Origin of the sequence: Bifidobacterium apousia, assembly GCF_007559275.1 — a bacterium.
GTDB lineage: Bacteria > Actinomycetota > Actinomycetes > Actinomycetales > Bifidobacteriaceae > Bombiscardovia > Bombiscardovia apousia.
On the sequence record NZ_VMHK01000002.1, the window covers coordinates 342509 to 362333 of the forward strand.

A 19825-nucleotide genomic window follows, 5' to 3' on the forward strand; every position below is an offset into this window, starting at 1 on the left:
GGCGGGGGGATTGATACGCCGCTCGGCCGCTCTTACTCGTGTGAAGCATGTGACAGTTGGCGTGTTTCCTGCCGGTGGCGGCGGGATGCCAGGACGCCGCCCATGCCGGTCATGCCGGTGGCCAGGGCGAGCAGGATGCCTTCCCCTCCGGCCTTGGGGAGCATGCCTGCTGACAGGTACGTGTATCGGAGGGAGGTGTCGGGCGTTTGGGGTGCGCCGCCCAGCGTGTAGTCCACGCTGACGGTGACCGTGCCCGGCTGGTGTGCGGGCGTGAGCACGCTGACGCTGCTGCCATCGCCGCGCGTGAGCCCTGATGCGGGGGTCTGGTCGAATCTGACGCCGGTGATCACCAGAGCCAGGTTGAACGACACCGGCACAGGAACCGACTTGGCGTTTGTGCTGCCGTCGCCGAGCCGACCATAGTTGTTGTTTCCCCATGCCCAGGCGTTCCCGTCGCTGCCCACGGCCAGCGAATGAGCGTATCCGGCGCTGACTTGCACGGCTTGCAATCCTTGGCTCTTGTCGGTGGGGCTGGCGGGGTCGCGCACGCGCGCAGGAGCAGGATTAAAAGTGGAGCCGCTGCTGTTGTTGCCGAGCTGGCTCCAGTAGTTGTGTCCCCAGGCGTAGGCGTTGCCGTCGCTGCCCACGGCCAGCGAATGCCAGTATCCGGCGCTGACCTGCACGTAGGTGAAATCCTTTGGCAGGTCCGGGTACGTGTTGCGGTCGGGCGTCCTCACCCTGACCGGCGCATACCGGTAGCTGGCACTCGTCCCGTCGCCGAGCTGGCCATAGCCGTTGGCTCCCCAGGCGTAAACGTTGCCGTCGCTGCCCACGACCAGAGAATGATCCAATCCGGCGCTGACCTGCAGGTAGGTGAAATCCGCTGGCAGATCCGGGTACGTGCTGCGGTCGGGCGTCTTCACCCTGACCGGCGCATACCGGTCGATGCTTGTCCCGTCGCCGAGCCGGCCACTGCTGTTGTATCCCCAGGCGTAAACGTTGCCGTCGCTGCCCACGGCCAGGGAATGATAGGTTCCGGCGCTGACCTGCAGGTAGGTGAAGTCCGCTGGCAGGTCCGGGTACGTGCTGCGGTCGGGCGTCTTCACCCTGACCGGCGCATTCCGGCTGCTGGTTGTCCCGTCGCCGAGCTGGTCATAGTTGTTGTCTCCCCAGGCGTAAACATTACCGTCGCTGCCCAGGGCCAGGGAATGTTGGTTTCCGGCGCTGGCCTGCAGGTAGGTGAAGTCCGCTGGCAGGTCCGGGTACGTGTTGCGGTCGGGCGTCTTCACCCTGACCGGCGCATACTGGTAGCCGCCGGTCGTCCCGTCGCCGAGCTGGCCATCGCTGTTTGATCCCCAGGCGTAGACGTTCCCGTCGCTGCCCAGGGCCAGGGAATGAGAGGTTCCGGCGCTGGCCTGCAGGTAGGTGAAGTCCGCTGGCAGGTCCGGGTACGTGTTGCGGTCGGGCGTCCTCACCCTGACCGGCGCATGCTTGTCGTCTCTCGTCCCGTCGCCGAGCTGGCCATAGTAGTTGTTTCCCCAGGCGTAGGCGTTGCCGTCGCTGCCCACCGCCAAGGAAAAACCATAGCTGGAGCCTTTTGATCCGCTGATCTGGCTGAACCGGATGCCCCGGCTGGCGCTGTCGGGCGGGGTGATGGTGGCGGGTTCCCTGCCCAGCTGGCTGCCCTTATCAGGGCTGATGCTCCACCTGCTGTTCCTGCCTGCGGGCGTCCAGTGGGCGGCCAGGGTCAGGTCCTTGTCGACGGGCCTGCTGAAATCATAGGCGACATCCCCGGTGAACCAGCCGTCGAACAGGAAGCCCTCCCGCGCAGGGTCGGGGGAGGGGCGTTTCACCCTCCCATACGGGGAGGGGACAGTCTGGTCCGCTGGTTTCGGGTTTCCGCCGCCCGTGTCGAAGCGGATCGTGAACGCGGATCCTGGCTCCGCAGCTCGTGCCAGCGGCTGGTCGACCGTGTACGCAAGGCTCCTGGCGAAAGGCTGCCCGTCCTGCCTGCCCGTGATAAGGATGACGGCTCGTCCCGGATTGCGGGCGGGCATGTCCGCCTGCCAGGCGTTGTTCTTTGCAGTGAGGTTGAGCGGCTGGCCGTCCAGTCTGGCTGATTCCAAGGTGGGCGCCTGTGTGGTGCCTAGCCTGTCGGGTTTGCCGGGCTGGCCCTGCTTATCCAGGCTCCACGCGAACATGCCGCCCTGCCTGCTGATGGCGGTGATCCTGCTGCCGGTGCTTGTGGCCTGCATGTAGGCTTGGTTCCTGCTGTCCGCGCGTTTGGGGGTCTTGCCGGGCTTCCAGGCCCAGACATGGCCGTCGGTGCCGACGATCATGGCCTGAGCCTTGTTGGCGGCGGTCGAGCTGGCCTGCGCGCCGTCCGGCAGGCTGAGCTGGATCATGGCGGCAGTGCCGTCTGGCAGGTACCGGGCCTGCCCCTTTGCATCCAAGAGCAGGAACCCCTGGTTGAGGGCCTGCGCCTGGACGGTGCGCATGCCCGGATCCTGCTTGACGCGTTCGGGCTTGGCTTTCCCGAGGTTGCTCATCTCCCAGGTCCAGGCTAGCCCGTCAGCGTCCACGATGAGCGCCTGGCTGGCGGAGGCCGCAGCGAGGACGGCCAGCGCCTTTCCGGGCAGGCTGATGGCGGCCTGCTGTATAAGTTCCGGGTTCTGGCTGTCGGCCTTGCTGGCCTGATAGGCGTGGACCCGGCCCTGCCGGTCCACCGCCAGCAGGAGGTCATTGTCCGTGCTGATGCTGGTGAACCCGGCATCCTTGCCGGTGTCGAGGAGCGTAGGTGCTGTTTGTCCGCTGTTCCAGGTGTATATCCGCTGGTCGGATCCTAACGCGGCCTGCCGGCGGCTGCCGGCTGCAACCTGCAGGTAGCGGAACCCGTCGGGGGCCTGGGCGGGGGAGGGAACTGGTTTGGGTGTGCTGTCCTGCGTCCAGGTGTAGATCCGCCCGTCGCCGGCCAGGCCGACTATCTGGTTTCCTGCGGCGTGGATGCTGGCGAATTGAGGCTCCTGCAGGTTGGGCGGGCTGATGGTCAGCCGGGCGCCGGTGGCGGGACCATGGTCAGGGTTCAGCGTCCAGTCCGTGGTCTTCGACCACTGGGCTTTCAGGGTGGTGTCCTGGAGGATGGGGGTCTGCAAGTCGAAGGGCTGGCCGTCGTGTGTCCACCCGTCGAACCGGAAGCCCTCACGTTGAGGGTTCTGCTGCGGGGCAGCGGCGAGCGTGCCGGTTTTCGCGCTCGTTTGTGTGGGTTTGCTGCCGTTGTTCGGGTCGAAACGCACTATGTGCGAAGCCTGATCAGCTGTCTTCTCTGCTGGTCTGGCAGGTGCGGCGTCTGTGCTGCCGGGTGTTCCCGTCGTCGATGACGGGGTTCCCGGATTTGCTGTTGGGCTTAACGGTGTGGCGGCTTGTATCGGCGAGGGCGAGGATAGCGGGGTGTCTGGTGCGCTGCTGGGGGGAATGCCGGGGGTTTGCTCAGCTACGCGAGGGGTCTGACGACCCCCCCCCCCGGTGAGGATAGGAGCATCCGCCTGGGCGGATGCGACGCCCAGGCCCGCAAGCATTCCCAGCAGGATGGTCGTCATCGCCAAGGTGCGACGCAGACGGGAAACCAGATGCATCAAACCAAAACCCCTTCACCAAACACCAAACGGAATCAACACCGCCTGTCTATCAAAGTTCTGCCTGTCGGAAAGCCATGCTGCCTATCAGCGCCAGGCCTGCATCAAATCGCAGGAGCTAATGGCGCAAGCCAGCCGTCTTCTCGACGTCCCCCGTTTTTCACCATACCACCCAGCCCGCCGACAACACACACGAGCCGGAACCATGCGTTCGAATGTAGAGACCTTTTTTTTTTTTAGCTTTCTGCTAAGCGTCGCTTCGCTAACAAGTGCTTCAACTTTCAGACTCTTATCTGTCTGGAAGCAAATCGAGCTTACTAATAAAACGAAGGAAAGCGAGGCATGACCGAGGGCACCAATCTGATCGGCCGCCCTTCTCGGCGGCTTATCCCCAGTTTTGCGAGGATCGGAAGGGGCAAGCCGCTAGTTAGAGATAAGGCCAATGCCGTTCTGACGGAAGTATATGGGTGGCCCCATTGCGTTGGGGGAGTTGGGGCCACCCGTGTGGTCCGGGAGTGTGTTGGGGATAGTGATAACCCGGACCTGCTTACACGAGGGAAGTCTTTATTGTTGCCGGCTGAGAGTTTCCAGCCTGTGGCGCCTGGCTGCTGCGGCGCATGCGAAGGCGATCAGTCCTGCGATGAGCAGGGGAAGCAGGCCGCCTCCGCCGGCCCTGGGCAGTACGCTGATGGAGTTGTACCGATACGTGTTGCTGGTGTCGGGGGTCTGGGCTGCTCCGTTTAGTCTCCATTCGATGGTGACGGTTGACGTACCGGGCATGTGTGCCGGCGTGGTCACCGTCCAGGTGCCGTTGGAGTTCTTGGTCAGGTCGGAGGCTTCCACATTGTCGAACTGGACGTGTGTGGGGATGCCAGGCCTGGGGAAGGTGTCCTTGGCCGGGCTGGCGGCCTGAGTATCGGTGGTGTCGCGGCCGAGCTGGCCCTTGGCGTTGTCTCCCCAGCTGTAGAGGTTGCCGTCGGATCCCAGGGCCAGGCAGTACGATGCTCCTGCGCTGGCCTGAGTGAAGGTGATCCCTGCCGGCGTATCCACCTTCTTGGGCCTGTCTGACGAGGTTTTGCCGCTGTCTCCCCAGATGTAGAGGCTGCCGTCGGATCCCAAGGCGATGGAACGCGCGCCTCCTGTGCTGGCCTGGGTGAAGGTGACCCCTGCCGGGGTGTCGGCCTTGCCGGGCTTGTCTGCGGGGGTGCTGCTGGTGTCGCGGCCCAGGCGTCCGTTGGCGGCATTGCCCCAGGTGTAGAGGCTGCCGTCGTCGCTTGCTGCCACGGAGTGGCTTGCGCCTGCGCTGGCCTGGGTGAAGGTGATGCCTGCCGGGGTGTCGGCTTTGCCGGGTTTGTCTGCGGGGGTGCTGCTGGTGCTGCGCCCGAGCTCGCCGTGGGTGTTGTCTCCCCAGGTGTAGACGTCGCCTTGCGTGTCCACAGCCACCGTGTGGCCCCAGCCTGCACTGACACTGGTGAAGGTGACATCTGCCGGGGTGTCGGCTTTGCCGGGCTTGTCTGCGGGTGTGTTGCTGGTGACGGTACGGCCCAGCTGGCCAGCGCTGTTGTCTCCCCAGGTGTAGATGTTGCCATCCGAGCTTAGGGATACGACATGGGATCCGCCTGCGCTTGCCTGGACGAAGGTGATGCCTGCCGGGGTATCCACCTTGTGGGGCCTGTTGGCTGGGGTGTTGCTGGTGATGGTACGGCCCAGCTGCCCAGCGCTGTTGTCTCCCCATGTGTAAAGGCTGCCATCCGAGGCCAGGGCCACGGAAAATCCGTAGCCTGCGCTGACATGGACGAAGGTGACGCCTGCAGGAGCCTCCGCCTTGCTTGGATGACTGTCCTGCTTGTCAGCGGTGTCGCGGCCCAACTGACCGTGGGTGTTGTCTCCCCAGGTGTAGAGGCTGCCGTCGGAGCCCACGGCTGCGGAATGGAGGTCTCCTCCGTCAGCCTGGCTGATGCGGATGCCGCGTGCTGGCGGTGGAGTCAGCGTGATGGTCTGGCCGCCTGACTCGGGCCCGTTGTCCTTGTCGAGCTTCCACTTGTTGCTGTCGACACTGCTCCAGTGGGCGGTTAGGGTCACCTTGTCGGTGACCGGTCTGCTGAAGTCATAGGCTGTGTCGCCGATGAACCAGCCGTCGAACAAATAGCCCCTCTTGGTCGGATCCCTATCGGGGCGTTTCATTGGGGTGCCCTCAGTCACGGACTGCCAGTAGAACCCAATGCCTTGGGCGGTGTCGAAGGTGGGATGGTAGGTTTCCAGGTACCTATAGGGCAGGTGCGCGTCCGGTCGTTCGCCGTTCATCCTCCAGGTAATGACTGCATCCACCTTGCCGTGTTCGTGTTGGGGCGTGGTGACGCTCCAGGTGCCGTCCGGGTTGGCGTCGAGGTTGGTGCCGGGTGTCCCGCCGAAACTCACATTATCGGGCTTGGGATCCTCGGGGAATGTGACCATGCCGGGGCTGCTGTCGTACTTGCCGCTTGTGGGGCGTCCAAGTTCGCCGTACTGGTTGTATCCCCAGCTGTAGAGGTTGCCGTCCGAGCCAATGGCCAGGGAGTGGGAATAGCCGGCGCTGATCTGGGTGAATTGTGCGATGCCCGTCGGCATGATCACCTTACCGGGTTTGGTGTCATATTTGGCTGATCCGGTGTCGCGACCCAGCTGGCCGCAATCGTTGTTTCCCCAGCTGTAGAGGTTGCCGTCCGAGCCCAAGGCCAGTGTATGCCTGCGTTCTGTACTGATCTGGGTGAATTTCTTGACGCCTGCCGGCATAGCCACCTTGCGTGGTCTGCGGTCTTGTGTTGCTGATCCGGTGTTTCGTCCCAGCTGACCGTATTCGTTGTATCCCCAGCTATAGAGGTTGCCGTCCGAGCCTATGGCCAAGGATGTCCAGTCTCCAGTCGTGATCCACGTGTATTTCTTGACACCTAGCGGGGTGGAGACCTTGCGTGGTGCGGGGTCTTTTTCTGCCAAACCGGTGTCGCGTCCAAGTTCGTAGTAAGCATTGTTTCCCCAGCTGTACAGGTCACCGTCCGAGTCCAGGGCCATGGAGTAGAAAGTCCCTGCGCTGATCTGGGTGATTTTCGCGACACCTGCCGGCATCGACACCTTGCCTGGCTTGGCATCATATGTGGCTGAACCCGTGTCGCGTCCCAGTTCGCCGTAGCTGTTGTTTCCCCAGCTGTAGAGGTTGCCATCTGAGCCCAATGCCAAGGAATGCCAGGCTCCTACGCAGGTCTGGGTGAAGCGGACGCCGGCCGGAGGAGTCACCAGCCCCGGCTGATTGTCTGTCTTAGAAGGGGGAGTGGTGTCGCTGACGATTTCGCGTCCCAGTTGGCCTTGTTTGTTGTATCCCCAGCTGTAGAGGTTGCCGTCCGATCCCAGGGCCAAGGAATGAGAGGAACCTCCGCTGACCTGGGTGAAGCGTACGCCGGCCGGCGGGTTGACCAGGCTCGGTGTGCGTTTTTCTTCTTCAGAGGTTTCCAACTTGTAGTTGTTGTCTCCCCACCTGTAGAGGTTGCCGTCCGAGGCTATGGCCTGGGAGCCTTCTTCTTTTGCTGGGACGATGTGGCTGAAGCGTATGTCTGGTGTGGTGGGCGGGGTCAGGGTGATCCTGGTGTATTCTGTGGCTTTCCCTGAGGTGGGGGAGAGGCTCCAGGCGCTGGTGCCCTTGGTCCAGTGGGCGGTCAGGGTGAGGTCTGTGGTGACGGGCTGAGTGAAGTCGTAGGCCACCTTGGAGTCGCCCTTGGCATCTTTGGTGAACCAGCCGTCGAACAGGTAGCCGTCCCTGGTCGGGTCTTGCGCGGGACGGCTGGCCTGGGCGCCTTCGGCAATGGTCTGCGGGTCGACACTGCTGCCGTCGGCGCTGTCGAAGACGACCTGGTATGAAGTTGAACCTGGCTGAGCTCGGGCGGTGGTTGTGCTGACGGATGCGTCTGTTTGCTGGGCCGGGCTGATCGGATTTGCGATGGCATCGGCTGCAGTGAGCCCGCCGAAGATCATGCTGGCTGGAAGAATGACGATAACCTTCAAAAGGTCTACAACAATGGCTGACCGGGAAGACGCATCCGGATGGCACATGATCGCTACAAACCCCTTTCCCAAGGTAAGGCAATCCGATGATGAAAACCCCAAGTTTTTTCATCGGTCGCATGCCGGGCACGTTCCCGGTTGCTAAAAAGTACGCTAGCATGCAGGTTCGGGTCTGAAGGGGAGCAACACTCGGATAAAGTGAGCGAAAAATATTATGTCAAGTTGGGATGCCGATATTTTCCTCTAGGCGCAGAGGTAAAAATGAAAATGGGTGGCTCCCTGATGTTGGGGGGGTGCGGAGCCACCCATTATGGCTGGGCCGTTCTTGGGATGCGGCCCGGCCGTTTACTCGAGCGAAGTGAATTCATGCCTGTGGCGTCCGGCTGCCAGAGCACCGGCGGCGGCAAGCAGGCCGGAGGCGAGCAGAAGGAGTACCCCCGTGTTGCCTGTGAGGGGGAGGATGCCTTTGAAGGTGTAGCTGAGGTGGGTCGGGGTCTGGTTGGCGGTGCCCAGGGACCAGTCCACGATCACATCAGACAATCCCGGATTGTGGGCTGGCGTGGTCAGGGTGACCGACCCGTCCGCGTTCTGCTGCAGGCTGTTGGCTGCTGTTTGGTCGAACCTGACGCCGGTAATCAGCGGCGGCGGATATAGCGCCACCAGGGTCGGCGTAATGATCTTCGTATCGCTGTTGCTGCCGGTGCCGAGTTGCCCACGGTAGTTGTATCCCCAGCCGTAGCTCTTGCCGTCCTGACCGATGGCCATGGAACAAGCCGATCCTGCGCTGATTCGTGCGACCGCGAACCCCTTGCCTGCGTTGTCCTGGCCCGCTGGGGGTGACACTTGTGAGGGGACGAGCAGCTCGGAGGTGCCCTGGTTGCTGCCCAACTGATCAAAGGTGTTTTCTCCCCATCCCCAGGCTGTGCCGCTCTGGTCGATAGCCAGCGAATATGTGGCTCCGGCGATGATTTGGGCGGCCTGGAATCCCTGGCTGGCATCGGCAGGGTTTTTTACCTGCGTGGGTGTGGACCGGTCGGTCAGCGTGCCATCGCCGATCTGGCCATCCGCGTTCATTCCCCATGCCCAGGCTGTGCCGTCCTGACCGATGGCCAGTGCGTGGACTTCACCGCTGCTGATCATCCTGGCCTTAAAGGTCTTGCTGGCGTTCTTGGGATCGGGCACGGGAGCTGGGTCGGCAGCATATGCGGTGCTGTATTTTCCTGTGCTTTGGCCGTTGCCGAGCTGTCCGTGGTTGTTGTATCCCCAGGTGTATACGTTGCCGTCGGCGTCCAGGGCCATGAGGAAGCTGTATCTTGCGCTTACCTGGACCGCCTTCAGCCCATTGTCGGAGCTGCTCGGATCCTTGGCCAGGGCCGGCGTCAGTTTGGGCGCGCTATAGGTGTCCGGGCCGTAGGTTTCGCTGCCCCAGACGTAGACGCGCCCATTCAGGTCGATGGCTGCCGAGTCGGTGAATCCGGCGGTCACCTGGGTGGCCTTGAAGGGTTGTCCGTCTGGGCCCTTGACGGGCTGTGGCTTGGAGTGGTCTTGCCTGCTGCCGTCGCCAAGCTGGCCATATTGATTGTGTCCCCAGCTGTAGACGGTCTGGTCGGAGCCGATGGCCAGCACGTGGGTTCCGCCTGCGGCGACCTGCGTGTAGGTGAACCCGGTAGCTGCGCCGTCAGGCAGGGGGACCTTGGTCGGCGCGTACTGTGTGGCCGTCGTACTCGGATCCTGGCCCAGCTGCCCGTAGTCGTTGCCGCCCCAGGCGTAGGCATTCCCATCGCTGGTCACCCCTATAGAAAAACCGGCAAAATTATCGCTGGCGCTTATCTGGTTGAAGCGGATGCCCCGGCTGGTTTTGGGCGGGGTGATGGTCACATGCTGGCCGCCCTGGGCATCACCATTATTCGGGCTGATTGCCCAGCTGCCGATGTCTACAGGGCTCCAATGGGCGACCAGGGTGATGCTGCTGGTGACGGGCTGGCTGAAGTCATAAGCCACCTTGGATTCGCCTTTTGAGTCCTTGAGGAACCAGCCGTCGAACAGGAAGCCGTCTTTGGTTGGGTCTGCGATCGGGCGTGTGGCCTGCCTGCCTTCGGTGACGGACTGGGGTCCGGGCATGCCCGAGGGTGCTGTAGGGGAGTCACTGTCGGAAGAGAAAGTGACATGGTAGGCGTTCACGTATTGGTAGGTCAGGTGGGTGTCGGGCTGCTGGCCGTTCATGCCCCAGATGATGGTGACATCGGTCTTGCCTGCTGCATGCTGGGGCGTGGTGACGCTCCAGGTGCCGTTTGACTGGGCGTTGAGGTTGGTGCCGGGCGTCCCGCCGAAGCTGACGCTGACGGGTCTGGGATCCTCGGGGAATGTGACTGTGCCGGGGTGGGCGTCAGAATGACCAGTGGTCGTGCGTCCCAACTGGCTTCGGCTGTTGTCTCCCCAGCTGTAGAGGTTGCCGTCCGAGCCTAGGATCAGGGAGGAGGTATTCTCTGCGTTGATCTGGATGCAGCTGATGCCTGCCGGCAGGGATACTTTGCCCGGTGTGGCATTTCTCAAGCTGCTGGCGTCGCGTCCCAGCTGGCCGAATTTGTTGCTTCCCCAGCTGTAGAGGTTGCCGTCCGAGCCTACGGCCAGGGTGTGTTGGTTTCCTGCGCCGAACTGGGTGAATCTCGTGACGCCTGTGGGCAGCGTCACTTTGCCTGGATCGATGTTTTGTGTTGGCGTGTCGGTATCTCGTCCCATCTGGCCGTAGCTGTTGTAACCCCAGCTGTAGAGGTTGCCGTCTGAGCCCATGGCCAGAGAACACCATCCCTGTGCGGCAATCGCGGTGTATTTCGTAACGCCTGTCGGCAGGATCACTTTGTTCGGCAGGGTTCCTGGCTGTTCGCTGTTGGTGTTGCGTCCGAGTTCGCCCTGAGTGTTGTCTCCCCAGCTGTAAATGTTGCCGTCCGAGCCCAGAGCCAAGGAATAGAAGGTTCCCCCGCTGATCTGGGTGCAGGTGATGCCTGTCGGCATTGACACTCTGCCTGGCGTGGCGTCGTAGGTCGCTGATCCCGTGTCGCGTCCCAACTGGCCTCGGCTGTTGTCTCCCCAGCTGTAGAGGTTGCCGTCCGAGCCGATGGCCAGGGATTGCGAGTATCCGGCGGTGAACTGGGTGAAGTGGACGCCGGTCGGCGGGGTGACCAGGCCCGGTCTGTCAGCTGGCGTGCTGGTGGTGCTGCGTCCCAGCTGCCCGTTGTCGTTTAGTCCCCAGCTGTAAAGGTTGCCGTCCGAGCCCATGGCCAGGGAAAGGCTCATTCCTGCGCTGGTCTGGGTGAAGTGGACGCCGGTCGGCGGGGTGACCAGGCCTGGGGTGCCTTCTGGCGCCTTGCTCGGTGCGGTGGCTGGTATCTCATTGGTGTCGCGTCCCAGACTTGCTTTGTTTTGTCCCCAGCTGTAGAGGTTGCCGTCCGAGCCCATGGCCAAGGTATGCCATAGACCCGAGCTGATGTGGCTGAATCGTACGCCGGGTTTGGCGGGTGGGACCAAGGTGATCTTGTCGCCTCCGGCGGCTGACCCGGAGGTGGGGGAGAGGCTCCAGGCACTGGTTCCCTTGGTCCAGTGGGCGGTCAGGGTGAGGTCTGCAGTGACGGGTTGGGTGAAGTCGTAGGCAAGATTGCCGGTGAACCAGCCGTCGAACAGGTAGCCGTCCCGGGTCGGGTCCTTGGCGGGCCGGCTGGCCAGTGCGCCGTCATCGACGTTTTGAGGGTCGATGCTGCTGCCGTCGGCGCTGTCGAAGGTGACGGTGTGCCTTGTTGAGCGTGCTTGGGGGCGACTGTCAGGTGTTTGATCGTGTTCGGGTATGGTGTTCAGTGGCGAGGGTGTTGGTGTCAATGGGGACTGGGGTGTCGTCGGCGTGGCCTGCAGCGTTGGCTGGCTTGTGTCGGTGTCGGTGTTGGTGTCAGTGTCGGCTGTGGCGAGGCTGCCCATGATCAGACTTGCGATCAGGATGATGGCAAGCAGAAGGCTCACGGCAATGCATGGCTGGGCAGAAGCATCCCTATGGTGCATGATGGCTGCGAACCCCTTTCCCCAAACAGGTGGCTCGATGATGAAAATCCCCAAGTCGCTTCACGAGACGTGTGCCGGGGACCATCCCGACAGCTGTATTGCAGTCTATCACGCGCGGACGGGCAAGAGTAGGAGCAACACCAGGGCGAATAAGAAGGGTGGCTCCGCTGTGTTGGGGGATTGCGGGGCCACCCTGTAGGGCCAGGATCGTCATAATTTGGGGATAGACGTAATCCGGGCCTGCTTACTCGTGCGAAGTCTACTGATTCAGGCTTTTGGCCTTTCTCAGGCGTCGCGCTGCCATGGTTGCTGTGATGATGAGCAGACCAACGGCGAGGGGCAGGAATATGCCGGCGCCGCCGGCCCGGGGCAGGACGCTGATGGAGGTGTACAGGTAGGTGTTGCTGGTGTCAGGAAGTTGCTTAACCCCGTTCAGCGTCCAGTTGATGGTTACCGTAACCGGCCCTGGAGTGTAAGGCGGTGTGGTCACCTTCCAGGTACCGTCATTGTTGTCGGTCGGATAAATTCCGCTCGTATTGCCGAATTGAACGAGTTTGGGAATGCCGACTCCAGGGAAGATGACCTTGCCTGGATGCGAATCCTGGTTGCCGCTGATGTCGCGTCCCAGTATACCTTGGTCGTTGCTTCCCCAGCTGTAGGTGTTGCCGTCTGATCCTATGGCCAAGGAGTGGTTTCTTCCTGCCTTAGGCTGGGTGAGGGTGATGCCCGTTGGAGCGTCCATTTTGGTGGGCAGATAGTCGGATTTGCCACTGGTGGTGCGTCCAAGTTGTCCGCAATCATTGTATCCCCAGCTGTAGGTGTTGCCGTCTGATCCTGCAGCGAGGACAAAGTAACTTCCCGCCGCAAACCGGGTGAAGTGAACGCCTGAAGGCATGACGACCCTGGAAGGGGTCGCAGAAATCGGTTCCATGTTCCCCAACTGGTCTTTGCCGTTGCCTCCCCAGCTGTAGAGATTATTGTCGGAGCCCAGAGCCAGCGAGAAGTTCAGTCCCGTGCTGGCTTGCGTAAATGTGACGCCGGTTGGGGCCTTTACTTTGTAGGGCAGGGGGTCATATAGATCAGTTATCGTAGTACGTTGGCGGCCCAGTTGGAACGAATCGTTGTATCCCCAGCTGTAGAGGTTGCCGTCTGAGCCCAGGGCGAGGACATGCCTGCTTGAATGGACCTGTGAAAACCTGGGTGAATGTGACGCCTTCGGGTGCAGCTACTCTAAGAGGGGCTCTGTTCTTGAATACGGATTTGCCTTGCCCTAGTGCGCCTCCTTGATCGTCTCCCCAGGCGTAGAGGTTGCCATCGGAGCCTAATGCCAAGGCGAAGCGATCACCCGCGTAGACTCGAGTGTAGCGGATGCCCGCAGGCGGCGCGACTTTGTCGGGGGCATTGTGATCGTTGCCGAAGGTGTAGCGTCCCAGCTGTTCATAAGTGTTGTTTCCCCAAGTATATACATAGCCGTCTGAACCGAGTGCCAAGGCGAACTTTTGTCCTGCAGCGGCCTGGGTATAGCGGACTCCGGCTGGAGTCTCCACCATGACAGGCTTATCTGAAGTGGTGTGTCCAAGCTGGTAATCGTAATTGATTCCCCAGCTGTAGAGGTTGCCGTCTGAACCGAGAGCCAGGGAAAAATCATCTCCTGATTGGATCCAAGAGAAGCGAATTCCGCGTGTGCCTTGCGGTGGGGTCAGTTTGATGCTCTGGCCGCCAGTTTGGGGCCCCTCCTTCTTGTAGATGGTCCAGTGCGAGACGGGACTGAAGTGGGCGGCCAAGGTAATGTCGTCGGTGACAGGCTGGTTGAAGTCGTAGGCTATATTGGAGTCGCCCTTGGAGTCTTTGAGGAACCATCCGTCGAACAGATAGCCGTCCTTGGCTGGATCCTTGTCCGGGCGAGCAGCCTGATCGCCATCCATGACCCGCTGGGTATCTGGTGTTGGTGTACCGCCCGCGCTGTCGAAAGCGACTGAGTACGTTGAACCATCATACTTGTAAGGCAGGTGTGCATCGGGCTGATGGCCGTTCCTGGCCCAGGCGACTGTTACCTCCACCTGGCCCTTTTCGTGCGCAGGGGTGCGGAAACTCAAGGTGCCGTTCTGGTTCCTGGTCAAGTCGGTGATCGGGGTTCCATCCAGCTTGGCGCTGATGAATGTGAATGCTTGTGGGAAGTCTGCCTTGTTCGGTGTGATAACTGGCACACTGCTGGTATTTCCAGCGCCCAGCTGGCCGCTGCTATCGTCTCCCCAGCCGTAGAGGTAGCCGTCCGAACCCATGGCCAGGATGTGCCTGTACCCTGCACTGAATTGAGTATAGGTGATGCCGTCGGGCATGTTCGCTTTGTCCGGCTGGTTGGTGGTCTCTCCACCCGTATCCCGTCCCAGCTGGCCGCTGCTGTTGTCTCCCCAGCTATAGATGTTGCCGTCGGAACCAGTCGCCAGGGAGTAGTCGTATCCCGCGCTGACATGCCTTGTTTTGACGCCGTCGGGCAGGGTTACCTTGCTGGGCTGGCTGGTGCTGCCGTACCCCCAGCTGTATGCATTGCCATCTGAATCAATAGCCAGTGTGTGGCGGTATCCTGCGCTGACCTGGCTAAAGCTCATGCCGTCCGCCGTATTCATTCTGTATGGCTGATTGGCAGGTTCGCTGGCGTTGGGTGTGCGTCCCAGCTGGCCGTTGCTGTTGTCTCCCCAGCTGTACACGCTGCCGTCGGATGCGAGTGCAAGGGAGGCCTTGCCGCCTGCGGTCACCTGGGTGATCTTTACGCCTTTTGGCAGCGGCACAGGGTTCGGGTACGTGCTGTCACCTCCCTTTCCGGTAGTGTCGCGTCCCAGCTGGCCGCTGCTGTTGTCTCCCCAGCTGTACATGATTCCGTCCGAGCATGTGGCCAGCGCATAGTTTGGTCCTGCACTGACTTGAACAAAGCTTTTGGAGGAATTTACAGCTGGGACCACCTGATTTGGCACTGAACTTGATGAGTGGATGGGTCCAAGTCCTGACTGGCCTTTTTCATTGCTTCCCCAGCTGTATAGATGGTTAGTGATATCGATGGCCACAACATATTCGTCTCCTGCGCTGACCTGGATGAAGCGGGTGCCATCTGGAACGTCTACTCGTCCAGGCCGATCGGCAGGTTCGCTGGCGCTTGGTATGCGTCCCAACTGCCCCTCGCTGTTGTTGCCCCAGCTGTATAGCGTTCCTACCGAGTCGATGGCTATCGAAAAGTCTTTTCCTGCGCTGAACTGGCTGAAGCGGATATCCCCTATGGCCGGCGGGGTCAGGGTTGCTGTCGTGTTGCCGGCGGCAGGACCATGGCTAGGGCTGAGACTCCAGGAATTGAGACCCTTGGCCCAGCGGGCTGTCAGCGTGAGGTTTGAGGTGACGGGCTGGGTGAAGTCATAAGCGGTATTCCCAATGAACCAGCCGACAAAGGTATAACCTTTGGAGTAGGGGTCTGGGGGACGTACCACTCTACTTCCTGGGTCGAGTGTTGACGGTAATACTGACGAACCTATAGTGCTGTCGAAAATTACTCTGTATGAGGACAAGCGTGGCTGGACTGAGTTTCCGCTGTTTTTGCTGGCCTTGTCAGAATCCTTGGAATTGGTTTCAGGCGGGGTGGTCGTCGGCGCTGGGGAGGAGTCGGAAGAAGGATTCGGCTTGGTGGGATTCTGGGGCGCGGTAGTACCCGACGGGGAATCTGAAGTGCCTGGAGCGGTGGAAGGCGCTGTTGAAGTGTTTGGGGTTGCTGTAGGTGAAGACGGTGTCGCAGGTTTTGTTGACGGGCTCTGCGAGTTTACGGTGCTGGAGGAAGTTCCAGGGTTTTGTTTATCTACCCGAGCGGTCGGTCGACCCCCCCCCCCCGGTGCCATTTAGAGCAGTCTGCGCGCTCGCGCTGGCTGCTCTAGACTCGTTCGTGACTGGCTCGGCAGTAGCAGCAAGGCCAGTCAGAAGGCTGGTAGGCAGGATAATCGCGAGTAGAAGGCCAGCAACAGTGGATGACCGAATCTGCTTTTTTCGACGATGACGCATGATGGGTGCGATCCCCTTCCTCAAAATCAGCAGCTCTCCAATAAAAACCCCAAGAAAAACGAGCTGTCTGCCGAGAACTTCCCCGGCTTATAGGTCTTCATGCTACCACGCTCTACACACATTGACTGCCGGACTGGAATTTGGCGGGGTTGCAGGCAACTAGTTGCTGCCTTGCGGATGTCAAAATTACGTTGTTTTTCCTTTTGGCTTGGTGCTGTAGTTGATGTGAGAGGGAAATGAGGTGAAGAGGGGGTGGGTGGCTCCGCTGTGTTGAGGTCTGCGGGGCCACCCTGTTTGGCCGGGCCATCTTGGGGTATGGTCCGGCTGCTTACTCGTGTGAAGTCATTAGACTTGCAGGCTGCGTGTCTCCCGTTGGTGACGCCCGGCTGCAATAGCGCCGGCTGCGGCCAGTAGCCCGGCAGCCAGCAGAATCATGGTTCCACTGCTGCCAGCATTGGGCAGCATGCCTTCGTAGGTGTAGGTCAGGTGCGTCTGGGGCTGGCTGGTCCCGCCTAGGGTCCAATCCACGATCACCTCAGCCTGCCCTGGATTGTGGGCAGGGGTGGTCAAGGAGACAGAGCCGTCTGAGTTCTGTTGCAGGGCGCCGGCCGTCGTCTGGTCGAAGCTGACACCTGTGATCAGCAGCTCCGGGTTGAAGGCCACCAGGGTCGGGATACTGTTTTGTGTCGTGCTCCCATTGCCAATCTGGCCATACTGATTGTTGCCCCAGGCATAGGCCTTGCCGTCCTGGCCGATGGCCACGGAATGGCCCCATCCTGCACTGATTCGCACTGATGTGAATCCTGACTTGGAGCTGCTCTGACCAGCAGGGGGCGAGACTTGCCGGGGCGCGGTACGTCTGCTGGTGGTGCCGTCGCCGAGCTGGCCGTAGGCGTTGTTGCCCCATCCCCAGGCTGTGCCGTCCTGGCTGATGGCCAGAGAATTCCATGTGCTTGCGCTAACCTGCTGGGCTTTGAGATTAGGCACCTGCTTAGGCAACGTCTGATAGTCGGTACTGAAGCCGAGCTGGCCGTTGTTGTCCATTCCCCAAGCCCAGACCGTACCGTTCTTACCGATGGCCAGGGCGTGCCATGCGCCCGTGCTGATCTGAGTGGCCTGCAATCCTTTGCTGGTGTCCGTGGGATCGAGCACCTGCGTGGGAATGGAGGAGTAGGCCGACCAGGTGCTGTTGGTCGAGGTTCCGTTGCCGAATTGCCCCCAATTGTTGTATCCCCAGGCGTATATGTTGCCATCCGCGTCCAAGGCCATGATGAAGCTCCAGTTGGCGCTGACCTGGACCGCATGCAGACCCTGGTCGGTGCCGCCAGGATCGGCCACTAGGGTGGGCTTCGGCTTGGCAGCGGAGTTTGCCGTATTGACGCTATCACCGAGGGTTGTGGTTTCGCTTCCCCAGCTGTAGACCTTGCCCGTAGTATCGATGGCGACCGAGTCGCAGGCTCCGGCGCTGACTTGGATGGCCTGGAACGGTTGGCCCGTACTGGGGTTGATGACGGCTTCCGGCTTGGTGTGGACGCTCGTGTCCGTGCTGCCGTTGCCCAGCTGGCCGAAATCGTTGCGCCCCCAGCTGTAGAGTATGCCGTTGGAGCCGATAGCCAGAGTGTGTGCTCCCGCTGACGAAATCTGTGTGTAGGTGAAACCTTCTTTGACACCCTCCGGCTTGAGAACCTCGGTTGGTGTGCTCTGCTGCTTGTTGTCGCCGGTTCCCAGTTGCCCGTAATTGTTGTTACCCCAACCGTAGGCGTTTCCGTCGCTGGCCACGCCTATTGAGAAGCCGCGCATCTCTCTGTTTTTGGAGCCGCCTGCGCTGATCTGGTTGAAGCGGATGCCCCGGCTTGTTTTGGGTGGCTTGATGGTCACCTGTTGGCCGCCCATCGAACTGCCCTTGACCGGGTTGATCGACCAGCCGCCAGTATCTGCAAGACTCCAGTGCGCGACCAGCGCGACGTTCTTGGTTACGGGCTGGCTGAAGTCATAAGCCACATTGGAATCCCCTTTGGCGTCCTTGATGAACCAGCCGTCGAACAGGCACCCGGCCGCTTGCGGGTCAGGATACGGGCGTTTGACCTGCTCGCCCTCCGCTGCAGTCTGATCTTTGGACATGCCTGAGGGTGTTGGGCAGGAACTGTCATTGGACGAAAATGAGACATTATAAATGCCCAGGTATCGGTAGGTCAGGTGCACATCAGGCTGCTGGCCGTTCATGCTCCAGGTGACGGTGACGTCGATCTTGCCTGCTGCATGTGGGGGTGTGGTGACGCTCCAAGTGCCGTCCGTGTCGGCAGTCAGATTCGTTCCCGCTGCTCCGCCGAAATCGACGGAGCTGAGAATGGCTGTTTCAGGGAAGGATGTGAGCTTTGGGGTTCGGGTACCTGTTGATGTGCCGACATTGTCGGTGAGTCCTAGCTGGCCGTAATTGTTGTTGCCCCAGCTGTAGAGGTTGCCGTCCGAGCCTAAGGCCAAAAGATAATCGTCTCCAGCGCTGACCTGTGTGAAGCTGACCTGGCTGGGAGCGCCGGTTATGGGCGTCCCCCCGTACTTTCCCCAGCCGTAGAGCTTGCCATCGGATCCCAAAGCCAGGGTGGTTCCTCTTCCGGCACCGGCCTGTGTGAAGCTGACTCCGCTCACGCTGAGCTTGTCTGGATTTACATAGAAGGCGCTTGATCCTGTAGCTCCTCGTCCTATCTGGCCATTGTCGTTCCATCCCCAGGCGTACAGGGTGCCATCAGAGGTGAGAGCGAGGGAGGAGTCGCTTTTTGCGCTGATTTTGGTAATGGTGGCGGCATCGGGCAGTTGGGCTTTCACGAGTGTAGTGCTCCAGTAGGAGCTTGAGTCACCGTTGCCCAGTTGACCATGGTTGTTGCCGCCCCAGCTGTAGACGCTGTTATCTGAGCCTATGGCCAATGCATGGTCGTATCCTGCGCTGACCTTGCTCCATGTGATGGTTGCTGTTGATGGCTCTTTGATGGGGCTTGGCGTGATATGGGTCTGCGAGTCTCGGATGCCGATTCCCAGCTGTCCCCATTGGTTGTTTCCCCAGCTGTACAAAACGCCGTCGGAACCGATTGCCAGAGAAAATGCGCCGCCTGCGCTGACCTGCGACCAGGTAAAGGTTTTTGAAGTTCCTGCGGGTTTGGCGACCAGACCTGGCTGGGCATCGTTGGCTGAAGCGATGCTGCGGCCCAGCTGACCGAAGCTGTTGATGCCCCAGCTGTAAAGGTTGCCGTCCGAGCCTATGGCCAAGGAGTGATCGTATCCTGCGCTGGCCTGCACCCAGGTAAAGTCTTCTGATGCTCCTGCGGGTTTGGCGACCATGCCTGGCTTGGCATCGTATGAGGCCGATCCGATGTTGCGGCCCAGCTGTCCGTTCTGGTTGCTGCCCCAGCTGTAGAGGTTGCCGTCCGAGCCTATGGCCAGAGAGTGGCTGTTGCCTGCTTGGATTTGGCTGAATCTGATGTCTTGCCTTGTAGGCGGCGTAATAGTGACCTTGTTATTGCCGGTTTCGGGCCCGTGATCAGGGCTGATGCTCCAGGTTTCAGAACCCTTGGTCCACCTGGCCGTGAGGGTCAGATTGCCGGTGACTGGCTGGTTGAAGTCATAGGCGACCGGGGTGTCGCCGATGAACCATCCGTCAAAGAGGTAGCCGTCCTTGGTCGGGTCGGCCGGTCGTATTGCGCGCTCGCCGTCTGTTGTTGTCTGAGTTGTATCGGTGCCTTGGGGATTGCTGAAAGTGACGGTGTATTGGGTGTTCGAACGTGTTTGTAAGAGGCTATGGGCGGAGCTGCCTTCGGTGCTTGTTTTCTCTGGCGTGGAATGCAGAGGGGAAGAAGTGGCTAGTGGAGAGGATGTGGTCAGCGGAGATGGTGAAACTAGTGGAGATTCGGGTGTTGACGGTGTGGCCTGTGATGTTGTCTTGCTAGAGGAAATGCCGGAATTTTGCTTAGCTACGCGAGGGGTCTGACGACCCCCCCCCCCCGGTGCCTCCTGTTGTGGTGGGCGCGCTCGCGCCGGACACAGCAGGTTCGCTGGCCTCAGTGCTGGCATCGGCGCTGGAGCCG

Annotated in this window: 7 protein-coding genes; 1 reads left to right on the forward strand and 6 read right to left on the reverse strand. The window is 60.9% G+C overall.

The features are described from left to right. Positions 1 to 32: 32 nt before the first annotated feature. The 5 genes from FPK30_RS04135 to FPK30_RS04160 form a co-directional block, all read right to left on the reverse strand. A complete protein-coding gene (locus tag FPK30_RS04135; RefSeq protein ID WP_144085416.1) occupies positions 33 to 3632 on the reverse strand; it encodes an RCC1 domain-containing protein in 3600 nt (1199 codons plus the stop codon). A 564-nt stretch (positions 3633 to 4196) separates the two neighbouring features. Further along, complete coding sequence (locus tag FPK30_RS04140) at positions 4197 to 7634, reverse strand: RCC1 domain-containing protein (protein ID WP_222102860.1); 3438 nt, start codon at positions 7632 to 7634, stop codon at positions 4197 to 4199. Positions 7635 to 8009: 375 nt separating this feature from the next. Beyond that, the gene (locus FPK30_RS04145) at positions 8010 to 11711 is read right to left on the reverse strand and encodes an RCC1 domain-containing protein (RefSeq protein WP_144085418.1); all 3702 of its coding nucleotides are present in this window, start codon (positions 11709 to 11711) and stop codon (positions 8010 to 8012) included. Positions 11712 to 11970: 259 nt separating this feature from the next. Beyond that, complete coding sequence (locus FPK30_RS04150; RefSeq protein WP_332460634.1) at positions 11971 to 12870, reverse strand: RCC1 domain-containing protein; 900 nt, start codon at positions 12868 to 12870, stop codon at positions 11971 to 11973. Then, positions 12791 to 15265 (reverse strand): RCC1 domain-containing protein, encoded by a 2475-nt coding sequence (locus tag FPK30_RS04160; RefSeq protein WP_186279370.1) that lies wholly within the window; start codon positions 15263 to 15265, stop codon positions 12791 to 12793. Before FPK30_RS04160 ends, FPK30_RS04150 begins: the two co-directional genes overlap by 80 nt. On the opposite strand from FPK30_RS04160, the gene FPK30_RS08195 reads away from it, so the two are divergent. Next, entirely contained in the window at positions 15234 to 15593 is a 360-nt protein-coding gene (locus FPK30_RS08195; RefSeq protein ID WP_198199090.1) for a hypothetical protein, read from the forward strand. The two genes, FPK30_RS04160 and FPK30_RS08195, sit on opposite strands and share 32 nt — an antisense overlap. 501 nt (positions 15594 to 16094) lie before the next feature. Here FPK30_RS08195 and FPK30_RS04165 read toward each other — a convergent pair. Then, complete coding sequence (locus FPK30_RS04165; RefSeq protein WP_144085421.1) at positions 16095 to 19811, reverse strand: RCC1 domain-containing protein; 3717 nt, start codon at positions 19809 to 19811, stop codon at positions 16095 to 16097. Positions 19812 to 19825: the final 14 nt, after the last annotated feature.

What these genes read in the sequence shown, in the direction of transcription:
- FPK30_RS04135 (WP_144085416.1), bottom strand. Translation starts at nt 3,632, where the DNA reads ATGCATCTGGTTTCCCGTCTGCGTCGCACCTTGGCGATGACGACCATC.
- FPK30_RS04165 (WP_144085421.1), bottom strand. Translation starts at nt 19,811, where the DNA reads ATGCCAGCACTGAGGCCAGCGAACCTGCTGTGTCCGGCGCGAGCGCGC.
- FPK30_RS04145 (WP_144085418.1), bottom strand. Translation starts at nt 11,711, where the DNA reads ATGCACCATAGGGATGCTTCTGCCCAGCCATGCATTGCCGTGAGCCTT.
- FPK30_RS04140 (WP_222102860.1), bottom strand. Translation starts at nt 7,634, where the DNA reads ATGATCTTCGGCGGGCTCACTGCAGCCGATGCCATCGCAAATCCGATC.